Below are 20,039 nucleotides of genomic sequence, written 5' to 3'. Positions count from 1 at the left end.
CGGGAGGGGCGTGCCAAGCGCGGTCCTTAAGCGCTTCTGCAAGCGGTGACGTTCTTGCTTATTCACAACAATCGCCCAGCAACGCTCCCCTCCCGCAGGCGGGAGGGGATGGGGGAGGGAAAGCCAAGGGCGATGGAATAGCCAAACTATCCCCTAGCGTCCCACAAGCCGCCCCCCTACATTCCCCCCATGTCGTTCTTCGGCCGCTTCTCCCCCGTCCGCGCGATCCGCGACCTGCGGCTCTTCCTGTCGCAGCGCCAGCCCTATGAGCTGGTCTTCCTGATGATCGCGGTCGGGATCACCGGCTTCTTCATCTACGCCTTTGCGCGCGACGATTATGTGCCGGTGCCGTACAAGCCCGACATCATCTATGTCGAACAATGGCCCGCCGACCGCACGGATGTGCAGATCAAGGCCCAGCAGAAGATCGACTATGTGAAGAAGAAGGAGCGGCTGGCCGAGGAAAAGGCCGCGAAGGATCAGCGACAGGCCGAATTCAAGAAGGTCGACGACGCGCTGAGCAAGTGGGGCATCTGACCGATCGGCGCTGGATGGGGGCGGCACTGGCGCTGGCGGATCGCGGCGTCGGGCGGACCGCGCCCAATCCCAATGTCGGGTGCGTGCTGGTCCGCGAGGGTCGCGTGGTCGGGCGCGGTTGGACGCAAGCAGGTGGCCGTCCCCATGCCGAAGCCATGGCGCTGGCCGAGGCGGGCGAGGCAGCGCGTGGTGCCACCGCCTATGTCACGCTGGAGCCCTGCGCGCATGTCTCGCCCCGCGGCCCCGCCTGCACCGACCTGCTGATCGCCGCCGGAGTCGCGCGGATCATGGCGGCGATGGGCGATCCCGATCCACGCACCGATGGCCAAGGCTTCGCCCGCGCCCGCGCCGCCGGGATTTCGGTGACGACCGGCGTGCGCGAGACGGAAGCCCGAGCGATGATCGCGGGCTTCCTGACCCGTCGGGCCAGGCACCGCCCCTTCGTCACGCTGAAGCTCGCGACCTCGCTTGACGGAAAGATCGCCCGTCCCGATGGCGAGAGCCGCTGGATCACCGGACCGGATGCGCGCGCCCATACCCATCTGGAACGCAGCCGCCACGAAGCGATCCTCGTCGGGCGCGGCACGCTGGAAGCGGATTCGCCCAGGCTGGATGTCCGCCTGCCCGGCCTTGAGTCGCACGCCCCACGCCGTGTCCTGCTCTCCCGCACCCCCGAAGCGGGCTGGGAGACCATCCCCTCCCCCGCCGCCATCGCCAGTCTGGCGGGCGTCGACCGACTGATGGTCGAGGGGGGCGCGCAGACCGCCTCCGCCTTCCTGGCCGGGGATCTGGTCGACCGGCTGCTCCTCTATCGTGCGCCCATCCTGATCGGCGAGGGCCGCGCGGCGCTGGGCGATATCGGCCTCACCCGTCTGGCCGAGGCGCATGGCCGCTGGCGGCTGGCCGATGCGCGGATGCTTGGCAGCGACCGGTTGGAGGTCTACGAGCGCGACTGATATGTTTACCGGGATCGTCACCGACATCGGCTCCGTCACCAGCGTGGAAACGCGCGGTGACACGCGAGTCGTCATCGCCACCGCCTATGATACGGCCAGCATCGACCTGGGCGCGTCGATCGCCTGTTCGGGCGTCTGCCTGACCGTGGTCGAGAAAGGCCCCGACTGGTTCGCGGTCGACGTCTCGGCCGAAACGATCGGACGCACCGCCGATCAGTGGACGACCGGCCAGCGGCTGAACCTGGAACGCGCGATGAAGCTGGGCGACGAGCTGGGCGGGCATATCGTTACCGGCCATGTCGACGGTGTCGGCACGGTCGTTTCGGTGGCGGAGGAAGGCGGATCGCACCGCGTCTTCGTGTCCGTGCCCGCCGACCTCGCCCCCTTCATGGCGACCAAGGGGTCGGTGACGGTCGATGGCGTCTCGCTGACCGTCAACAGCGTCGAGGACATGGCCGATGGCACCGTCTTCGGCCTGAACATCATTCCCCACACCGCCGCCGTCACCACGCTGGGCGGCATCGGCGAAGGCCAGCGCGTCAATATCGAGATCGACGTGCTCGCCCGTTATCTGCAGCGCATGGAGCATTATCGTGGCCGCTAATCCCGACGCTTTGGCCGGTCTGCGGCGCGGATTCCTGTCCAGCCCCGAAGAGATCATCGACGAGGCGCGCAACGGCCGCATGTTCATCCTGGTCGATGACGAGGATCGCGAGAATGAGGGCGACCTGGTCATCCCGGCCCAGATGGCGACGCCGGAAAAGGTCAACTTCATGGCGCGGCACGGGCGCGGGCTGATCTGCCTGGCGATGACGCGCGAGCGGGTCGACACGCTCGGCCTGCCGCTGATGAGTCCGAAGAACGGAACGCGGCACGAAACCGCCTTCACCATCTCGATCGAGGCGCGGGAGGGCGTGACGACCGGCATCTCGGCCGCCGACCGCGCGCGGACCATCGCGGTGGCGATCGACTCGAGCCATGGCGCGGACGCGCTGGTGACGCCGGGCCATGTCTTTCCGCTGGTCGCGCGCGACGGCGGCGTGCTGGTGCGCGCCGGGCATACCGAAGCGGCGGTCGACGTCGCGCGGCTCGCCGGGCTGAACCCCTCGGGCGTGATCTGCGAGATCATGAACGAGGACGGCACGATGGCGCGGATGGACGACCTCGTCTCCTTCGCGCAGCTCCATAACCTGAAGATCGGCACGATCCGCGACCTGATCGCCTATCGCCGCCGCTACGACCATTTGGTCGAGCTGCAGTCGGAGGCCACGTTCGAGAGCGAATGGGGCGGCACCTGGACAGCACGCGCCTATCGCAACAAGGCGACCGGCACCGAGCAGGTCGCGCTGGTCAAGGGCAAGCTCGACACCGACCAGCCGGTGCTGGTCCGCATGCACGCGCTGTCGCCCTTCGCCGATGTGTTCGGCGAGGCGGGTGCGCGCGGCGCTTTGCTCGCCAAGTCGATGCGGATGATCGCCGACGAAGGCTCGGGCGTGATCGTCGTCATCAACCGTCCGCGCACCGACGCCTTCACCACCGCCGTCCGCCTGAAGGCCGGTGAGGAGGTGCAGATCGATATGGAGGAACTGCGCGATTACGGCGTCGGCGCGATGATCCTGGCCGAGCTGGGCGTGCAGGACATGGTGCTGCTGACCAACACCCATCACACGCTGATCGGCCTCGACGGCTACGGCCTGTCGATCGTCGGCGAACGTCGTATCGAAAATTTTGAGGGAGACGCCTGATGGCGCATGTGTTGATCGTCGAGGCGCGCTTCTACGAGCATCTGAACGACCTGCTGCTGGCGGGCGCGCGCGCCGCGATCGAGGAAGCGGGCCACAGCCATGAGACGATCACCGTTCCCGGTGCGCTGGAAATCCCCGGCGCGGTCGCGATGGCGGCGGACTCGGGCCGTTACGACGCCTTCGTCGCGATCGGCGTGGTGATTCGCGGCGAGACCTATCATTTCGAGATCGTGTCGAACGAGAGCGCACGCGGCCTGATGGCGCTGACCATGGACGGCCTGCCCATCGGCAACGGCATCATCACCACCGAGAACGAGGCGCAGGCCCTGACCCGCGCCAAGCCGGACGAGAAGAACAAGGGCGGCGAGGCGGCCAAGGCGGCGCTTGCCATGCTGGCGCTGAAGGGCCGGTTCGGGTGACATCCCCCGTCCTCCAGACCGAGCGGTTGACCTTGCGGCTTCCCTCGGCGGAGGATTTCGAGGCCTGGGCGGCGTTCCATACCGAGGAGGACACGATGCGCTTCCTCGGCGGCGTCCAGGCGCGCGGGGCGGCGTGGCGATCCTTATGCACCATGGTCGGCGCGTGGAGCGTGCGCGGTTTCGCCATGTTTTCGGTGATCGAGCGCGACACCGGCCGCTGGGTCGGCCGGATCGGCCCCTGGCAGCCCGAGGGCTGGCCCGGGCGTGAGGTGGCGTGGGGCGTGGCACGCGAATTCGCCGGACGCGGCTATGCCCATGAGGCGGCGGTCGCGGCGATGGACTATGCGGTGGATGTGCTGGGCTGGGACCATGTGATCCACACCATCGACCCGGAAAATACGGGCTCGATCCGACTGGCGCAGCGGCTGGGCGCGGTGAATGAGGGGCCGGTCAGCCTGCCCGCCCCGCTGGAGAACTTCCGCGTCGATGCCTGGGGCCAGAGCGCCGACCAATGGCGCGCGCGCCGGGGATCGCTGTCCCAATGACCGATATGCCGCCCACCCGCTTTCGCGTCGTCGAGCGGGGTCGGCGGCTGGAGGTGATCGATACGCACGCGGGCAAGGCGCCGCCTGCACGCCGGACCGAGGCGCCGCGACCGATGGACGGGAAGACGCCCCGCTTCAAGCTGCCCGAAAAGCTCCGCTTCGATGGCGGCGGGTCCTGGACGACCGACGGTTTTTATGACGCCAAGGGGCCGCGTACGGTGACGCTGGACGCGAGCGCGATGCAGAAGCTGCGCTATGCGGGTGCCGGATTGGTCGCGGTAGTTATCGTTTGGGTGCTGCTGGCCCCGATCATACCCGCGCTGTGGGGGGCGCCGTTGCTACTGATCAATCCGAAGGTGCGCGACACGCTGCGGGAGTGGGCGACGGGCTTCATCGACGGGCTGGCTTCCTCGCAATAGGCCCGACGACCGTTCACCCTGAGCTTGATCGTGATGACATTGCATTGAACCAGCGCATGCCCCTCCCCTTCAGGGGAGGGGCTGGGGTGGGGCCTCGCCACAGGCGGCACGCTTGCGGAAACGCCCCACCCCTGCCCCCTCCCCTGAAGGGGAGGGGTAAGTACATCTCATGTCTTTTTACTTCAGGTCGAAGCGCACGTTCCGCGATGGTCGGGAAGGTTTCCCTTGGCCTTCGACTTCGCTCAGGCTGAACGGAGGGTGGGTCGGGAAATATTTGCCCCAAGGACGCCACCCCGGCCTTCGCCGGGGCGGAGCTGAGAAGTCGGCGCGGTCCTTATATGAACGGGGCGGGGAAACCCCCGCCCCTCATCCTCACGCCGCGCGCGCGGCTTCGTCGAGCGTGGGGTAATCGATATACCCCTCCGGCCCCTGGCTATACCAGGTCTTCATGTCGCCCTCGTTCAGCGGCGCATCGGTGCGCAGACGCTCGGGCAGGTCGGGGTTGGCCAGGAAGGTCCGGCCGAACGCGATGCCGTCCGCCACACCCGAGTCGATCGCAGCTTGCGCCTTCTCACGGGTATCGAAATCGCTGTTCAGGATCAGCGGGCCCTTGAACACCTCGCGAATCTGCGGCGACAGCTTGGGCACGTCGGTGCGGCCATAGGTGCCGTCCGGCCCGATCTCGCGAAGTTCGAGGAACGCGATGCCCAGGTCCGACAGCATCTTGGCGGCGGGCACGAAGACCGAGGCGGGATCGCTGTCGTCCACGCCCTGGCTGTCGCCATTGGGCGAGAGGCGCACGGCCACCCGCTCCTTGCCCGCAACCGAAATCACGCGCTCGGCGATCTCGCGGAGCAGTCGGATGCGACTTTCCGGCGTGCCGCCATATTCGTCCTCGCGGTGATTGGCGCCGTCGCGCAGGAATTCATCGATCAGATAGCCGTTGGCGGCATGGATCTGCACCCCGTCGAACCCGGCGGCCAGCGCGTTGCGCGTCGCGAGTTCATAATCGTCGAGCAGGCGCGGGATTTCCGACAGCTCCAGCGGGCGGGCGGTCTCGAAGTCCTGCTTGCCCTCGAAAGTATGCGCCTGCCCCTCGGTGCGGGTGGCCGAGGACGACACGGGCTGCATCCCCGTCACCGAGCTGTGCACCTGACGACCCATGTGCCAGAGCTGGGCGACGATCCGGCCGCCCGCCTTGTGCACGGCATCGGTCACCGGCTTCCAGGCCGCGACCTGTTCATCGGTCCACAGGCCAGGTGCATAGGGCCAGCCCAGCCCTTCGCGGCTGATGCCGGTGGCCTCGGAGATGATCAGGCCCGCACTGGCGCGCTGGGCATAATATTGCGCCATGATCGGCGTCGGCACCGCCTCTCGCGTGGCGCGGGCGCGGGTCAGCGGCGCCATGAGGATACGGTTGGGGGCGTGGATCGCCCCGAGATCGATGGGGTCGAAGAGCGTTGGCATCAAAATGCAATCCTTTTGCGGCCTTTCCGGCCTGACGCAACGCAGATAGGGCGTTAAGGGAGCCCATGCCCGTGTCCGCCCCCCCAAGAAAAAGTGAACGACCTGAAAGCGATGGTCTGTCGGACCGGGGCGGACCCAAGGCCACGCCGCCGCTGGCCTTCGCCGCGGTCATCCTTGCCAATGTCGCGCTGGCCTTCGGGCCGCTGCTGGTGCGGATGGCGGATACCGGGCCGGTCGCCTCGGCCTTTTGGCGGATCACGCTGGCCGCGCCGGTGCTGGCACTGGTCGCGCTGATCTCGCCCGCTCGGCCACGTATTCCGGGAAAGGGACAAACCGGGCTGTGGGCGCTGCTGCTGATCGGCGGGATCGCCTTTGCCGGGGATCTGGGCACCTGGCATATCGGCATCCGCCAGACGACGATGGCCAATGCCACGCTGTTCGGCAATTCGGCGACCTTCATCTTTCCGCTTTACGGGTTCCTCGTCGCGCGGGCCTGGCCCTCGCGTAGCCAAGGGATCGCGCTGATCCTGGCGGCGGTCGGCGCGGGACTGTTGATGGGGCGCAGCTATCAGGTCGATCCGCGCCATCTGGTCGGCGATCTGCTGTGCGTGCTGGCGGGCATCCTCTACGCGCTCTACTTCATCCTGATGTCGCGGGTGCGGACGTCGATGCCGCCGGTCCCGGCGCTCGCCTGGTCGACCATGGCGAGCATCGTGCCGCTGTTCGTTTTCGCCACGCTGCTGGGCGAGCGGGTATGGCCCGATCACTGGAGCGCGCTGATCCTGCTGGCGTTGGGGAGCCAGATCATTGGCCAGGGGTTGATGATCTATGCGTTGGGGCTGCTCAGCCCGCTGGTCGTCGGTCTCGCGCTGCTGGTCCAGCCGATGGTGGCGACCGCGATCGGCTGGGTGGTCTATGGCGAGACGCTGGCGTTGCCCGATCTGGCGGGCGTCGCGATGGTCGCGGTCGCACTGGTCCTGGTGCGACGCGGATCGGCGGTTGCCAAGCCGAACGACACGGACGAACGACAGGGACGACGGATAAGGATATGACCGAGGCTGCCATGACCGATGTTCAGGACCTGACTCTCGACGAGGTGCGCGCGCTGCTGGCCGACGGCATCGCGTCCAACGCGGCGTTCGACGGCTGGGGCGACGATGCCCGTGACATGGCGGCGGATGCCGCGGGCGTCGACCGCGACATTGCGCGACTCGCCTTCAAGGACGGTGCGGTCGCGATGATCGATGCCTGGTTCGCGTCGATCGACCAGGCGATGGTCGAGGCCGTGCCCGCCGAACAGGCCGCGCACATGAAGATCCGCCAGCGCATCACGGCACTGGTCGAGGCGCGGCTGGCCGCCGTCGCCCCGAATCGCGAGGCGCTGCGCCGGGCGCTGACCATCCTTGCGATGCCGCAGAACGCCGCGTCGGGCGCACGACTCGGCTGGCGCACGGTCGATGCGATCTGGGCGCAGGCGGGCGACACCGCGACCGATTACAACCACTATACCAAGCGGGCGACGTTGTTCGCGGTCTATGGATCGACCATCGCGGTGTTCCTGAACGACGAGAGCGAGGATCACGCCGACACGCGTGCTTTCCTGGCGCGCCGGATCGAGGGGATCATGCGGTTCGAGAAGTGGAAGGCGGGGGTCGCCAAGCGGGGCGAGAATATGCCCAGCCTGTCGCGGTTTATCGGGCGGTTGCGGTATCCGGCGGTGTAAACGGGCGTTTGCGGCTTAGGGCATGAGCGTGGGAATCCCTCACCGATAGCCCGTCATCCATTTCATCAACGGGTAATTGATAATCAATCGCACCGGCGTTATGTAGTTCGCATGGCGATGCTCAGCAGTCTCGAAACCCTTCCCCGGCGGCAACCGGCGACCGTGGCCGCGATCGACTGGACCCAGCTGGCGCTGCCCGAGGCGCGCCGTCTGCGCGAACTGGGCTTCGATGAAGGGGTCGGCGTCGAGGTGCTGCACCGCGCGACGCTGGGCGGCGGGCCCATCGCTTGCCGGATCGGCCGGATGACCGTGGCGCTGCGTCGTCGGGTCGCCGCCTCGATCCGCGTCGCGACGGGCGCTTGAGGTCCAACCGAACGCAATGAACGCCGCACCGCTGGTTGCGCTCGTCGGCAATCCCAATGCCGGCAAAAGCGCCCTGTTCAACGCGCTCACCGGCGCGCGGCAGAAGGTGGGCAATTATCCCGGCGTCACCGTCGAGCGGCATTCGGGCCGACTCGTGCTCGACGACGGTCGTCCGGTCGAGCTGGTCGACCTGCCCGGCGCCTATAGCCTCGATCCCGGCAGCCTGGACGAACAGGTCACGCGCAACGTCGTGATGGGATCGCAGGCGGGCGAGCGCCGCCCCGACGCATTGGTCGTGGTGGTCGACGCCGCCAATCTCGACAATCACCTGCGCTTCACGCTCCAGCTGATCGCGCTCGGCCTGCCGGTCGTGATCGCGCTCAACATGGTCGACCTGGCCGAGCGTGACGGACTGACCCTCGACGCCGACATCCTGGCGCGCGAACTGGGCGTGACGGTCATCCCGACCGTCGCCGTCCGTCGTCGCGGGCTCGACACGCTGAAGGCCGAGATCGACCGGCTGGTCACGGAAAGCCGCAGCCAGCCCGTCTCCGCCGCCGACCGCATCGACGATATCGTCACGCTGCAACGCCGCGCGCGCCAGATCGCGGCGGCGGCGACGGTGGCCGAGACGCCGACGCGCCGCTGGACGCATATGCTCGACTCGGTCGCGCTTCACCCGATTGCCGGGCCGATCCTGTTGGTCGGGCTGCTCTTCATCATGTTCCAGGCGGTCTTCGCCTGGTCGGAAGCCCCCATCGGCTGGATCGAGCAGGGCTTTGTCTGGCTGGAGGCGCAGGTCGGCGCGACGCTGCCCGAGGGCTGGTTCCGCAGCCTGATCACCGATGGCCTGATCGCCGGTGTCGGCGCGGTCCTCGTCTTCCTGCCCCAGATCCTGATCCTGTTCCTGTTCATCCTCGTGCTGGAGGCGACCGGCTATATGGTCCGCGCCGCCTTCCTGATGGACCGGCTGATGGCGCAGGTGGGCTTGTCGGGACGCGCGTTCATCCCGCTGCTCTCTTCCTTCGCCTGCGCGGTGCCCGGCATCATGGCGACGCGCACCATCGACGATGAAAAGGACCGGCTGACCACGATCCTGATCGCGCCGCTGATGACCTGTTCGGCGCGGCTGCCGGTCTACACCATCATCATCGGCGCCTTCATTCCGGATCGGCAGGTACTGCCCTTCGTCGGCTTGCAGGGTCTGGTGCTGCTCGGCCTCTATCTGATGGGCATCGTCGGGGCGTTCGTCGCCGCGCTACTGCTTCGCCGCACCGTCACCAAGGGCGCGTCGTCGGGCTTCATGATGGAGATGCCCAAATATCAGTGGCCGCATCTGCGCGACGTGGCGCTGGGCCTGTGGAGCCGCGCACTGATCTTCCTGAAGAGGGCCGGAACCACCATCGCGCTGACCACCGTCATCCTGTGGGCGTTGCTGTCCTTCCCCAAGCCGCCGGAAGGCTCGGGCATCTCGCCGGTCGATTATTCGGTCGCGGGCCGCATCGCGAGCGGGATCGAGGTCGTGGTCCGCCCGATCGGCTTCAACCGCGACATCGCGCTGGCCCTCGTCCCCGCCATGGCGGCGCGCGAGGTCGCGGTGGCGGCGATCGGTACCGTCTATGCCATCGACGATACCGAGCATGAGGGCGGGCAGAAGGCGATGACCGACAAGCTGAAGCGCAACTGGTCGCTGCCCACCGCGCTCGCCTTCCTGATGTGGTTCGTCTTCGCGCCGCAGTGCATTTCCACGATCGCGGTGACGCGCCGGGAAACCAATGACTGGAAGTGGCCGGCCTTCATGGTAGGGTATCTCTTCGTGACCGCCTATGTCATGGCGGGCATCACATACTGGCTGGCCATATTCGCCGGCCTCTAGGCAAGATACAGGACTGATACATGGCGGGCAGCGTCAACAAGGTGATTCTCGTCGGCAATCTGGGACGCGATCCCGAGAGCCGCTCCTTCCAGAATGGCGGCAAGGTGGTCGAGCTGCGTATCGCCACGTCCGAATCGTGGAAGGACCGCAACAGCGGCGAGCGCAAGGAAAAGACCGAGTGGCACACGGTCAAGATCTTCAACGAAGGTCTGGCCAACGTCGCCGAGCGTTTCCTGCGCAAGGGCTCCAAAGTGTATATCGAAGGCGCGCTGACCACCCGCAAGTGGCAGGACCAGCAGGGTAACGACCGCTATTCGACCGAGGTGACGCTGCAGGGCTTCAACTCGGTGCTGACCATGCTCGACGGCCCCGGCGGCGGTCAGGGCGGCGGCGGCCGCGGCGGCAGCGATTTTGGCGGCGGTGACGATTTCGGCGGCGGCGACTTCGGTGGCGGGTCGAGCGGCTTTGGCGGCGGGTCTTCGGGCGGCGGCTATGGCGGCGGATCGCGCAACCAGAGCGGCGGCGGGAACCAGAACGGGAACGGCGGCAACCGTGGCGGGTTCGGACAGGGCGGCGGCTTCGCCGACGATCTGGACGACGACGTTCCATTCTGATCGGACACGGTTTCCCTGAGAGGCGGAGATGGACAAGACGCCGGAAGACGATGCAACGGCCTGTCATGGCGTGAGCGTGGCGGACACCCCCGCCCCCACATCCATGAATGAGGCCGATCGCGCCGCCGTCATCCGCGCCTATGATCTGGCGGGCTATCGCGACAGCGGCCAGCTCGACGATCTGGCCGCCTTCGCCTCCGAACTGTGCGGCACCCCGATCGCGCTGGTCAGCGTGGTCGAGGAGGATGTCCAGCAATTCCTGGCGACGGTCGGCATCGATGCCGATCGGACGCCGCGCGATACGTCATTCTGCGCGCATGTGATGGTCGGGCGCGCAGAGACGATGGTCGTTCCCGACGCGCGCCGCGATGTGCGCTTTGCCGATTATTCGCTGGTGAAGGGGCCGCCGCACATCCGCTTCTATGCGGGTGCCCGGCTGCTGTCGCGCGAGGGCGTCCCGCTGGGCGCGATCTGCGTCATCTCGCCGGAACCCCGGCCCGAAGGACTGACCCCGTTCCAGCGGCGGGGACTGGAGGTGCTGGCCACCGCCGTCATGGGACGCCTGCAGGACCGTCGCGCCCGGCGCGAGCATGAGCAGGCGGTCGAGGCGTCCGAGGCGCGCATCGCCGACAGCGAACAGCGCTTCCGCACGCTGGCCGACACCATGCCGCAAATGGTCTGGTCGACACAGCCCGACGGCTTCCACGACTATTACAATGCCCGCTGGTACGAGTTTACGGGCATGCCCGACGGCTCGACCGATGGCGAGGCCTGGAACGGCATGTTTCATGTCGAGGATCAGGAGCGCGCCTGGACCCGGTGGCGCCACAGCCTGGCGACGGGCGAGCCCTATCAGATCGAATATCGGCTGCGGCACAGCGACGGCACCTATCGCTGGGTGCTGGGCCGCGCCTTGCCGATCCGCGATGCCGAGGGCCACATCACCCGCTGGTTCGGCACCTGCACCGACATTCACGAGCAGAAGCTGGCGCTGGAAGAGCGCGAGATCGTCAGCCAGGAGCTGAGCCACCGGATCAAGAACATCTTTGCGGTGATTTCCGGCCTGATCGCCTTTGCCGCGCGCAGCCATCCGGGCTTTGTCGGGATCGCCAGCGACCTGCGCGACCGGATCACCGCGCTGGGCCGCGCGCATGACTTCGTCCGTCCGCACAGCCCCCAGTCCCGGCCCAAGGCGCGGCAGGATTCCTTGCACGGGCTGCTCGGCGACCTGTTCGAGCCCTATCGCGGCGAAGAAGATGCCTCGCGCATCCGGGTCACCGGCGACGATGTGTCGGTCGACGATCGTTCGGCGACACCGCTGGCGCTGCTGTTCCACGAACTGGCGACCAATGCCGCCAAATATGGCGCGCTGTCGGTCCCGATGGGCCATGTCGAACTGGCCGTCCGCCGCGACGATGGCGAGATGGTGACGCTCTGCTGGCAGGAGATGGGTGGACCCAAACTGGATGCGACACCGGATCATAGCGGCTTCGGTTCGCAACTGGTCGAATTGTCGGCGGTGCGCCAATTGGGCGGCAAGGTTCGCCGCGACTGGCAGCGGGACGGACTGGAAGTGGCGATCGAGGTGCCCTTGGCGGCGTTCAGCCGTCCGCCGGGCACGGGGCCTTGCCGGTAACGAGGGATCACTGGCGCGAGGGGCGCCAGTTGATGTTTACATGGCGATGCCCAAGGGGATGACGTCCTCCGGCGCGGCCTGTCCGCCCCCCGTCGCCAAAGCAGCGGCGGCGAGGATGGCACGCTCGCTGAACGGCTTGCGGATATAGCCCAGCGCCTCGATGCCGGTATCGATCTGCGACGGATTGGCGGTGACGAACACGATCTTCACGCCATAATCCTCGGCGATGCGACGCGCGATCTCGGGCCCCGTCGCGCCGTCGCGCAGGTTGACGTCGACAAAAGCGAAGGTGCAGCCCGGTGCGCATTCGATCGCGGAGCGGCTATCCGCCGCAATTCCGGCTACATTATAGCCGGCATCGGTCAGGATGCGCTCCAGATCGAGGGCCACGAAAATCTCGTCTTCCACGATCAGGGCGGTTTGGCTCATGTCAAATTCCCGTCACTTTCCGGGTCAACACTCTTGATCCAGATAAAGTTCCGCTTTTGTCGTCATTTCACCGACGCAACAAAAATACCGCATGTTCGGCGCGGAAATTGGCCGCCGCCGCGCTGGTCGGGCGACCGCGCGACAGGAACCAGCTGCCCTCCACCGTAATCCGCCGCTGGCGCACGAACGCCCGGAAGTCATCGATCGTCACATGATGGATATTGGGCGTGTCATACCATTGTTCGGGCAGCAGCGGCGTGACCGGCATCCGCCCGCCCCAGAGCAGCGACATCCGCACCCGCCAATGTGCGAAATTGGGGAAGGAGACGAACGCCCGCTGGCCGATGCGCAGCAGATGGTCGAGCACCTGATCGGGTGCGCGCGCGGTCTGCAATGTCTGGCTGAGGATCGCATAGTCGAACCCCTTGTCGGGATAGCCCGCCAGATCGACGTCCGCGTCACCCTGCACCACCGCCAGCCCGCGTCCCACCGCCGAGGCGACATTGGCCGGATCGATCTCCAGCCCCCGCGCGTCCACCCCTGCCTCGTCGCGCAAGGCCGCCATCAGCTGCCCGTCGCCGCAGCCGATATCGAGCACACGCGCGCCGCGCGCGACGTGGCGCGCGATGATCGCCAGATCGGGGCGTAGCGTCTCGCTCATGGCTCGGCCCGCAGGAAGCCGTCGATCACCCGGTTCATCTCGGGCGCTTCGAGCAGGAAGGCGTCGTGGCCATAGGGGCTGGACAGCTCGACGAAGCTGGCCGCCGCCCCCGCCGCGTTCAGCGCCTGCACCACGCTGCGCGACTCGGAGGTCGGATAGAGCCAGTCGGTGTCGAAACTGACGATGCAGAAGCGCGTGCTCGTGCCCCGGAAGGCGTTGGCGAGCAGCCCACCATGCTCCTCGGCCAGATCGAAATAATCGAGCGCGCGGGTGATGTAGAGGTACGAATTGGCGTCGAATCGATCAACGAAGCTCAATCCCTGGTGCCGCAAATAACTCTCGACCTGGAAATCGGCGTCGAAGCCGAAGCTCTTCGCGCCGTCCGGCCGGTCGGGGCGCGCCTGGAGCCGCCGCCCGAATTTCTCGGTCAGCCCCGCTTCCGACAGATAAGTGATGTGTGCGGCCATCCGCGCGACGGCGAGGCCTGCGGCGGGGGGATCGTTTGACTCGTAATAGGCGCCGCTGCGCCATTTCGGATCGGCCATGATCGCCTGCCGTCCGACCTCGTGAAAGGCGATGTTCTGCGCCGAATGCCGCGCGGTCGAGGCGACCATGACGCAGGCGCGCACGCGCTCGGGGAAGGTCGCGGCCCAACTGATCGCCTGCATCCCCCCCATCGATCCGCCGACCACCGCCTTCAGCTGGCCGACGCCCAGATGGTCGAGCAGCATCGCCTGCGCGCGCACCATGTCGCGGATGGTGATGACCGGGAAGCGCATCGCCCAGGGTTCGCCGGTCGAGGGGTCGATGGTCGCGGGGCCGGACGATCCCATGCAGCTGCCGATCACGTTCGAGCAGATGATGAAATGCCGCGCCGGGTCGATCGGCTTGCCCTCGCCCACCAGCCGCGTCCACCAGCCGGGCTTGCCGGTGCGCGGATGGGGCGAGGCGACATGCTGGTCGCCGGTCAGCGCGTGGCAGATCAGGATGGCGTTGGAGCCATCGGCGTTCAGCGTGCCATAGGTCTCATACCCGATCTCGACCGGGGACAAGAGCCCGCCGCCGTCGAGCCGAAGCGGCCCGGGCAGCACGACATGCCGCGACAGACCGAAACGCCGGTCGTCGCCAAGGGATTGCCCAAGGGATTGCGTGGAAACGGAAGCGGCCATGGAGCGATATCCGCTAGGCCCCGATGCTTGGCAACGCAAGGCCATGGCCGCTATGGCGGATGCCATGACCGAGCTCAAAGCCCCCGAACCGATCTCCTGGGTCCAGGCCATCGCGCCTTATGTCCCCGGCCGCGCGACGACCGCTGACGGGCGCAAGGTCATCAAACTTTCGGCCAATGAGAATCCGCTGGGCACCAGCGACAAGGCGCGCGCCGCCTTCGCCGCCGCCGCCGCCCAGCTGGAGCGCTATCCCGATCCGGGCGCGACCGCGCTGCGCGAGGCGATCGGCGCGGTGCATGGGCTGGACCCGGCACGGATCATCTACGGCACCGGCTCGGACGAAATCCTCCACCTCGCGGCGGGCGCGTTCGCCGGGCCGGGGGACGAGATCATCCATGTCCGCTACGGCTTTGCGGTCTATGAGATCGCGACGCGGCGTGTCGGTGCGGAGCCGGTGGTGGTCGCCGACCATGACTATGCCACCGATGTCGACGCGATCCTCGCCGCCGTGACGGACAAGACCAAGGTCGTCTTCGTCGCCAACCCCAACAACCCGACCGGCACCTATGCGGGCGCGGGCGAGATCGCGCGGCTGCACGCCGGCCTGCCGCCCCATGTCCTGCTGGTCCTCGACCAGGCCTATGCTGAATATCTGGAGCCGGGCGAGGATGATGGCGGGCTGGCGCTGGCCGAGCAGGCGGGCAACGTGCTGGTGTCACGCACCTTCTCGAAGATCCATGGCCTCGCCGCCGAGCGGATCGGCTGGGGCTATGCCGCCGCGCCGATCATCGACGCGCTGCACCGCATCCGCGCGCCGTTCAACGTGACCATCGCCGGGCAGAACGCCGCGATCGAAGCGATCCGCGACCGCGCCTTTGTCGAGGCGTCGCGCGCGCACAACGCGAAGTGGCTCGGCTGGTTCGAGGCGCAGATTGCGGCCTTGGGCAATGCGGGCCTGCGCTGCGTGCCGTCCAAGGCCAATTTCTCGCTGGTGCTGTTCGAGGGCGCCCTGACCGCCGAGCGCGCCTATCACGGGCTGATGAACGCGGGCTATATCGTCCGCTGGCTGCCGAGCCAGGGTCTGGGCCATGGCCTGCGCATCACCATCGGCACCGAGGATGAGGTGAAGGGCGTCGTCGCCGCGCTGCGCGCGATGGTGGAGTCAGAGGCGAAGGGGGCCTGATGCTGCCCTTCGCGCGGATCACCATCATCGGGCTGGGCCTGATCGGCTCCTCGGTCGCGCGCGCGGTGCGCAAGGCGATGCCGACCGCGCGGATCACCGCCTATGACGCCGACCCGGCGGTGCGCGAGACGGTGCGCTCACTCGATCTGGCCGATGACGTCGCCGACACGGCGGGGGCAAGCGTGATCGACGCCGATCTGGTCGTTCTGTGCGTGCCGGTCGGCGCGATGGGCGCGGTCGCGGCCGAATTCGCCGAGGACCTGCCCGCCGAGGCGATCGTGTCCGACGTGGGCAGTTGCAAGGGATCGGTGCTCGCCGCCCTTACCGAGGCGCTGCCTCGCGCGACGATCATCCCCGCGCACCCGGTCGCAGGCACCGAGCGCAGCGGACCGGAGGCGGGCTTCGCCACGCTGTTCCAGAAGCGCTGGTGCATCGTCACGCCGCCCGAAGGCGCGGATGAACTCGCCGTCGAGCGGGTCGCGGAGTTCTGGCGGCGGCTGGGCGCGGATGTCGAGCTGATGGCACCCGACCATCACGACCGGGTGCTCGCGGTGACGAGCCATCTGCCGCACCTGATCGCCTATACGATCGTCGGCACCGCCAGCGACCTGGAGGAAGTCACCCAGTCCGAAGTCATCAAATATTCCGCCGGTGGTTTCCGCGACTTCACCCGCATCGCCGCCTCCGATCCGACCATGTGGCGCGACGTGTTCCTGACCAATCGCGAGGCGGTGCTGGAGATGCTCCAGCGCTTCTCGGAGGACCTCAGCCAGCTGCAACGCGCGATCCGCTGGGGCAAGGGCGACGAGCTGTTCGACCTGTTCAGCCGCACCCGCGCCATCCGCCGCTCGATCATCGACCAGGGCCAGGACGATGCGCGCGAGGATTTCGGGCGCAGCCACGAGGGCTGACAATCCTCCCCGGCACGGGGAGGGGGACCATGCGAAGCATGGTGGAGGGGGTTCACCGCGAAGGGAGACCTATGTGGAAGCCCCCCTCCGTCAGGGCTTACGCCCTGCCACCTCCCCGTGCGGGGGAGGATTCCAGCGCATTCATCGCCGCATGGACCCTAGCCTCCGCTTCCTCGCGCGGCAGGCCGGGCGGGATCACCTCGCCGAAGCGCAGCGTCACCACCCCCGGCCGCTTCAGCCCCTTTCGCGGCCACACGATCCCCGAATCGGTCGCCACCGGCACCACCGGCAGGCCCAGCATCCGGTAGAGCCCCGCAAATCCCGGCTTCAGTGGCGGCATCTCGCCGGGCTTCACGCGCGTGCCTTCGGGAAAGATCATGATCGCCCGCCCCTGGTCGACCGCCACCTTGGCATCGCGCATCATGCCGCGCATCGCCTTGGCCGAGGCCGAGCGGTCGACGACGATCGCGCCGTATTTGCGGACCGTCCATCCCCAGACCGGGATATTGGCCAGTTCGCGCTTCAGGACCATGGCCGGACCGTTCAACAGGCGTTGCAGCTCCATCGTCTCGAACATCGCCTGATGCTTGGCGGGATAGAGCGCCGGGGTGGTCGGCCGCGTGCCCTCCACCCGCACCCGGATACCCAGGATCCAGCGGGTGCACAGCCGGTGGAATGTCGTCCAGCCCGTCGCCCAATGGACCACGGCATGACGCCCCCCCACCGCCACCAGTGGCGACAGCAGCGCCATGATCGCCGATATCGGATAGAAGATCGCGACAAATACGATGTTGCGAAGAAGTATCACGCGCCAATCCCCGTCCAAAGCGCGACCCTGCGCAGGATCAGCTTGTTATATTCATTAACCAGGGTGCGGATGCGCGGTTCGGACGGCACGCCGTCGCCCAGCACCAGCACCTGTTTGCCCAGTGCGGCGGTCAGTTCCATCTTCGCGCGCGGCAGATGCCAGTCGGAGGTGACCAGCCGTACGGTGCGATAGCCATGCTGACGCACCCAGTTCGCCGTCTCCTCGGCATTGGAGCGGGTGTCGACCGCCTCGCCGCCCAGATCGATGCAGCAGGAAAACAGCGAAGGGGACGTACGATAGGTGCGCGCCAGATCGATCGGCCGCACGCCCGGCGCCACGCCGGTGACCAGCATCCGCTTGGCCTGATGCGCCTTCAGCAAGGCAATGCCCCGGTCGATCCGCCCCGGCCCGCCGGTCGGCACCACGATCGCATCGGTGGTATTGTGCTCCAGCGGGTGCGGCAGGGTCAGCATGAAGGCCGCGAACCCCAGGCACCAGGCGAGCGCCGCCAGACCGATCAGCCGCAGCATCAGAGCATCCGCCGCATCTGGCGCAGCACCGCCAGACGCGCCGCCCCCACGGCCAGCACGACGAAGCCGAAGGGCAAGGCGATCAGCATCGCCATATCCCCCGGCCCCAGCCGCATGCCGCCCAGCAATTCCGAATCGAGCGCCCCCACCTGTCCCGCGATCAGCAGGATCGCTGCTCCGGCCAGCACTCCGCCCGCCACCGCCCCGATCCCGGCATCGAGCGCGATCCGCCGCTGGAACAGGCGCGCCACCTGCCGGTCGGTGGCGCCGAGCATGTGGATGACCTCGATCGTGCCGCGATGCGCCTCCAACCCGGCGCGCGCCGCCAGCATGACGACCGCCATGGTCGCCACCAGCATCAGCAAGATGATCGCCCCCGCCAGCCAGGCGGCGGTGTCGAGCAGTCGCCCGACCGGCTCGAGCCAGGTGGCATGGGCATCGACCCGCGCCGCCGGGCTGGCCCGCGTCACGGCCATGCGGACACGCGCGATGGCGGCCGTGTCGTCGCTGGTCAGGTCGACGTCGATCAGCGCCGGAACCGGCAACCCCGCCGCCTCCGCATCGGTGCCCAGCCAGGGTTGCAGCATGCGCGCGAGATCGGCCTGCGCCACCGGTGTCGCCCGCGCGACGTCCGGCTGGGCGCGCAGTACCCCCAGCACCTGCGCGGCGGCGGCGTCGCGGCGCTGCGCCTCGCCCTCGACGATCTGGACGGTCAGCCGCCCCGCCATCTGCCGGTCGAGCGCGCCTGCCGCGCGCGCCGTCGCCAGTCCCGCCGCCCCGGCCAGCAGGGTCAGGAACAGCATGATCGCGATCACCCAGCTCATGACATGCGCGCCGCCGCCATCGTCCAGCGCGCGCGCCTCGGCCCCCGTCGCTCGGGTCTTGCCGCCGCGCGTCACAACCCGCTCCGCACGATGGTGGAGGGCTTGGCGTCGGGACGCGGCGGTATCGGGGGTACGGGCGAGGTGACGGGCGGATCCGGATCGGGATCGACCAGCCGCCCACGCTCCAGATGTAGATGATGCGCGCCCGGCACCCGCTCGATCAGATGCCAGTCATGCGTCGCCATGACGACGGTGGTGCCCAGCCGGTGGAGCGAATGGAACAGATGCAACAGCCGCTCGGCCATGGCGGGATCGACATTGCCTGTCGGCTCGTCGGCGACCAGCAGCTCGGGCCGTGCGATCACCGCGCGCGCGATCGCCACCCGCTGCTGCTCGCCGCCCGACAGGGTGGCGGGGCGCGCCGTCGCCCGTTCGGACAGGCCGATCCAGTTCAGCATCTCGCGCACCGCCCGCGCGACGTCCGATTCGGCCATTCCCGCAACGCGCAAGGGCAGCGCGATATTGTCCGCCGCCGACAGATGCGGGATCAGGCGAAAGTCCTGGAACACCACCCCGATCCGCCGCCGGAATCCGGGCAGGCGGTCGCGCGGCAGGATCACCGCATCCTCGCCGAACAGGCGGATGATGCCCCGGCTGGGCCGCTGCGACAGATAGAGCAGGCGCAGAAGCGAGGTCTTGCCCGCCCCGCTGGCCCCGGTCAGGAAATGAAACTGGCCCGAGCGCAGCGTGAAGCTGACGTCGCACAGGGTCTCTTCCCCGACGCCGTAGCGCAGACCGACATTCTCGAACTGGACGATGTTCGCCATGCCTGCGTGGCCTTGGCATGGGCGGGCGCGCGCTTCAAGTTCCGCGCTTCAATGCTTGCCACGCCTAGGGGCGGCGTGCTTACTGGATCATCGTAGGGGGCCTGACTGAATAGGGATGGCTCTGACCGTCCGTCGATCCGTTCTGTCCTGAAGTGCCCACCCGCATGATCCTCGAATGCCCTGAGTGCCGCACCCGCTATCTGGTGCCCGACAGTGCGATCGGGCTGGAGGGGCGAACCGTGCGCTGCGCCAATTGCCGGCACAGCTGGTTCCAGTCCCCGCCCGAGCTGGAGGCCGAGGCAGAGCTGCCGCTACCGCCGGTCGCGCCGCCCGTGGCGGACACGGACAGCAGCACGGCCTTCGTCGAGCCGCCGCCTCCCCCGCCGCCGGTCATGGC

24 protein-coding genes are annotated in these 20,039 nt (G+C 67.8%); 16 read left to right on the top strand and 8 right to left on the bottom strand.

What is annotated here, in order from left to right; genetic code table 11:
- The first annotated feature begins 189 nt into the window (after positions 1 to 189).
- The 7 genes from NS355_RS11130 to NS355_RS11100 are packed head-to-tail and all read left to right on the top strand — an operon-like array spanning position 190 to position 4,621.
- Complete coding sequence (locus tag NS355_RS11130) at positions 190 to 537, top strand: hypothetical protein (RefSeq protein ID WP_058745782.1); 348 nt, start codon at positions 190 to 192, stop codon at positions 535 to 537.
- Between the two features lie 14 nt (positions 538 to 551).
- Positions 552 to 1,493, top strand: a complete 942-nt coding sequence (gene ribD / locus NS355_RS11125; RefSeq protein ID WP_058745781.1) for a bifunctional diaminohydroxyphosphoribosylaminopyrimidine deaminase/5-amino-6-(5-phosphoribosylamino)uracil reductase RibD — start codon at positions 552 to 554, stop codon at positions 1,491 to 1,493.
- Position 1,494: 1 nt separating this feature from the next.
- Positions 1,495 to 2,097 carry a riboflavin synthase gene (locus NS355_RS11120; protein ID WP_058745780.1) on the top strand — a complete coding sequence of 201 codons (603 nt, stop codon included), beginning with the start codon at positions 1,495 to 1,497 and terminating at the stop codon, positions 2,095 to 2,097.
- Positions 2,087 to 3,238, top strand: coding sequence for a 3,4-dihydroxy-2-butanone-4-phosphate synthase (ribB, locus tag NS355_RS11115; RefSeq protein WP_058745779.1), 1,152 nt, complete (start codon positions 2,087 to 2,089; stop codon positions 3,236 to 3,238). The genes NS355_RS11120 and ribB overlap by 11 nt, the downstream gene beginning before the upstream one ends.
- Complete coding sequence (gene ribH, locus NS355_RS11110; RefSeq protein WP_058715795.1) at positions 3,238 to 3,657, top strand: 6,7-dimethyl-8-ribityllumazine synthase; 420 nt, start codon at positions 3,238 to 3,240, stop codon at positions 3,655 to 3,657. Before ribB ends, ribH begins: the two co-directional genes overlap by 1 nt.
- Positions 3,654 to 4,202 (top strand): GNAT family N-acetyltransferase, encoded by a 549-nt coding sequence (locus NS355_RS11105; protein WP_058745778.1) that lies wholly within the window; start codon positions 3,654 to 3,656, stop codon positions 4,200 to 4,202. Before ribH ends, NS355_RS11105 begins: the two co-directional genes overlap by 4 nt.
- The gene (locus NS355_RS11100) at positions 4,199 to 4,621 is read left to right on the top strand and encodes a hypothetical protein (RefSeq protein ID WP_058745777.1); all 423 of its coding nucleotides are present in this window, start codon (positions 4,199 to 4,201) and stop codon (positions 4,619 to 4,621) included. Before NS355_RS11105 ends, NS355_RS11100 begins: the two co-directional genes overlap by 4 nt.
- Before the next feature lie 372 nt (positions 4,622 to 4,993).
- Here the strand turns inward: NS355_RS11100 and NS355_RS11095 are convergent, their stop codons facing one another.
- Positions 4,994 to 6,088, bottom strand: a complete 1,095-nt coding sequence (locus tag NS355_RS11095) for an alkene reductase (RefSeq protein ID WP_058745776.1) — start codon at positions 6,086 to 6,088, stop codon at positions 4,994 to 4,996.
- 65 nt (positions 6,089 to 6,153) lie between these two features.
- Here NS355_RS11095 and NS355_RS11090 point away from each other — a divergent pair, with 65 nt between their 5' ends.
- The 6 genes from NS355_RS11090 (at position 6,154) to NS355_RS11065 (ending at position 12,300) form a co-directional block, all read left to right on the top strand.
- Positions 6,154 to 7,140: a DMT family transporter gene (locus NS355_RS11090; RefSeq protein WP_084787848.1), complete on the top strand. Its 987-nt coding sequence runs from the start codon at positions 6,154 to 6,156 to the stop codon at positions 7,138 to 7,140.
- A complete protein-coding gene (locus NS355_RS11085) occupies positions 7,137 to 7,811 on the top strand; it encodes a COQ9 family protein (RefSeq protein WP_058745775.1) in 675 nt (224 codons plus the stop codon). The genes NS355_RS11090 and NS355_RS11085 overlap by 4 nt, the downstream gene beginning before the upstream one ends.
- A gap of 111 nt (positions 7,812 to 7,922) precedes the next feature.
- Complete coding sequence (locus NS355_RS11080) at positions 7,923 to 8,174, top strand: FeoA family protein (RefSeq protein ID WP_042488197.1); 252 nt, start codon at positions 7,923 to 7,925, stop codon at positions 8,172 to 8,174.
- A 16-nt stretch (positions 8,175 to 8,190) separates the two neighbouring features.
- Positions 8,191 to 10,050 carry a ferrous iron transporter B gene (feoB, locus tag NS355_RS11075; RefSeq protein WP_058745774.1) on the top strand — a complete coding sequence of 620 codons (1,860 nt, stop codon included), beginning with the start codon at positions 8,191 to 8,193 and terminating at the stop codon, positions 10,048 to 10,050.
- 20 nt (positions 10,051 to 10,070) lie between these two features.
- Complete coding sequence (gene ssb, locus NS355_RS11070; protein WP_058745773.1) at positions 10,071 to 10,664, top strand: single-stranded DNA-binding protein; 594 nt, start codon at positions 10,071 to 10,073, stop codon at positions 10,662 to 10,664.
- 103 nt (positions 10,665 to 10,767) lie between these two features.
- The gene (locus NS355_RS11065; RefSeq protein ID WP_058745786.1) at positions 10,768 to 12,300 is read left to right on the top strand and encodes a sensor histidine kinase; all 1,533 of its coding nucleotides are present in this window, start codon (positions 10,768 to 10,770) and stop codon (positions 12,298 to 12,300) included.
- A gap of 36 nt (positions 12,301 to 12,336) precedes the next feature.
- Here NS355_RS11065 and NS355_RS11060 read toward each other — a convergent pair whose 3' ends face one another.
- The 3 genes from NS355_RS11060 to metX all read right to left on the bottom strand — a co-directional run bounded on the left by NS355_RS11060 (position 12,337) and on the right by metX (position 14,559).
- Positions 12,337 to 12,729 carry a response regulator gene (locus NS355_RS11060; RefSeq protein WP_058745772.1) on the bottom strand — a complete coding sequence of 131 codons (393 nt, stop codon included), beginning with the start codon at positions 12,727 to 12,729 and terminating at the stop codon, positions 12,337 to 12,339.
- A 67-nt stretch (positions 12,730 to 12,796) separates the two neighbouring features.
- On the bottom strand, positions 12,797 to 13,390 hold the full coding sequence (metW, locus tag NS355_RS11055; protein ID WP_058745771.1) for a methionine biosynthesis protein MetW: 594 nt from the start codon (positions 13,388 to 13,390) through the stop codon (positions 12,797 to 12,799).
- Positions 13,387 to 14,559, bottom strand: coding sequence for a homoserine O-acetyltransferase MetX (metX, locus tag NS355_RS11050; RefSeq protein WP_058745770.1), 1,173 nt, complete (start codon positions 14,557 to 14,559; stop codon positions 13,387 to 13,389). Before metX ends, metW begins: the two co-directional genes overlap by 4 nt.
- Positions 14,560 to 14,623: 64 nt before the next feature.
- Here metX and hisC point away from each other — a divergent pair, with 64 nt between their 5' ends.
- Entirely contained in the window at positions 14,624 to 15,742 is a 1,119-nt protein-coding gene (gene hisC, locus NS355_RS11045) for a histidinol-phosphate transaminase (RefSeq protein ID WP_058745785.1), read from the top strand.
- Positions 15,742 to 16,653 carry a prephenate/arogenate dehydrogenase family protein gene (locus NS355_RS11040; protein ID WP_058745769.1) on the top strand — a complete coding sequence of 304 codons (912 nt, stop codon included), beginning with the start codon at positions 15,742 to 15,744 and terminating at the stop codon, positions 16,651 to 16,653. Before hisC ends, NS355_RS11040 begins: the two co-directional genes overlap by 1 nt.
- A 97-nt stretch (positions 16,654 to 16,750) precedes the next feature.
- Here NS355_RS11040 and NS355_RS11035 read toward each other — a convergent pair whose 3' ends face one another.
- From NS355_RS11035 to ftsE, 4 genes are read right to left on the bottom strand one after another with little or no spacing between them, the layout of a single operon-like run.
- Positions 16,751 to 17,461 (bottom strand): lysophospholipid acyltransferase family protein, encoded by a 711-nt coding sequence (locus tag NS355_RS11035; protein WP_153008192.1) that lies wholly within the window; start codon positions 17,459 to 17,461, stop codon positions 16,751 to 16,753.
- A complete protein-coding gene (locus tag NS355_RS11030; RefSeq protein WP_058745783.1) occupies positions 17,458 to 17,994 on the bottom strand; it encodes a YdcF family protein in 537 nt (178 codons plus the stop codon). Before NS355_RS11030 ends, NS355_RS11035 begins: the two co-directional genes overlap by 4 nt.
- On the bottom strand, positions 17,991 to 18,890 hold the full coding sequence (locus tag NS355_RS11025; protein WP_058745768.1) for a cell division protein FtsX: 900 nt from the start codon (positions 18,888 to 18,890) through the stop codon (positions 17,991 to 17,993). The genes NS355_RS11030 and NS355_RS11025 overlap by 4 nt, the downstream gene beginning before the upstream one ends.
- The gene (gene ftsE / locus NS355_RS11020; RefSeq protein ID WP_058745767.1) at positions 18,887 to 19,642 is read right to left on the bottom strand and encodes a cell division ATP-binding protein FtsE; all 756 of its coding nucleotides are present in this window, start codon (positions 19,640 to 19,642) and stop codon (positions 18,887 to 18,889) included. The genes NS355_RS11025 and ftsE overlap by 4 nt, the downstream gene beginning before the upstream one ends.
- A 164-nt stretch (positions 19,643 to 19,806) precedes the next feature.
- Between ftsE and NS355_RS18765 the strand changes: the two genes are divergently transcribed.
- Positions 19,807 to 20,039: MJ0042-type zinc finger domain-containing protein (locus NS355_RS18765; protein ID WP_209445070.1), on the top strand; the 233-nt coding region annotated here is incomplete at its 3' end.

This window comes from Sphingomonas yabuuchiae (assembly GCF_001477495.1).
Classification (GTDB): Bacteria; Pseudomonadota; Alphaproteobacteria; order Sphingomonadales; family Sphingomonadaceae; genus Sphingomonas; species Sphingomonas yabuuchiae_A.
The sequence above is the reverse complement of the archived record's forward strand: the minus strand, read 5'-3'. Positions and strand labels throughout refer to the sequence as shown.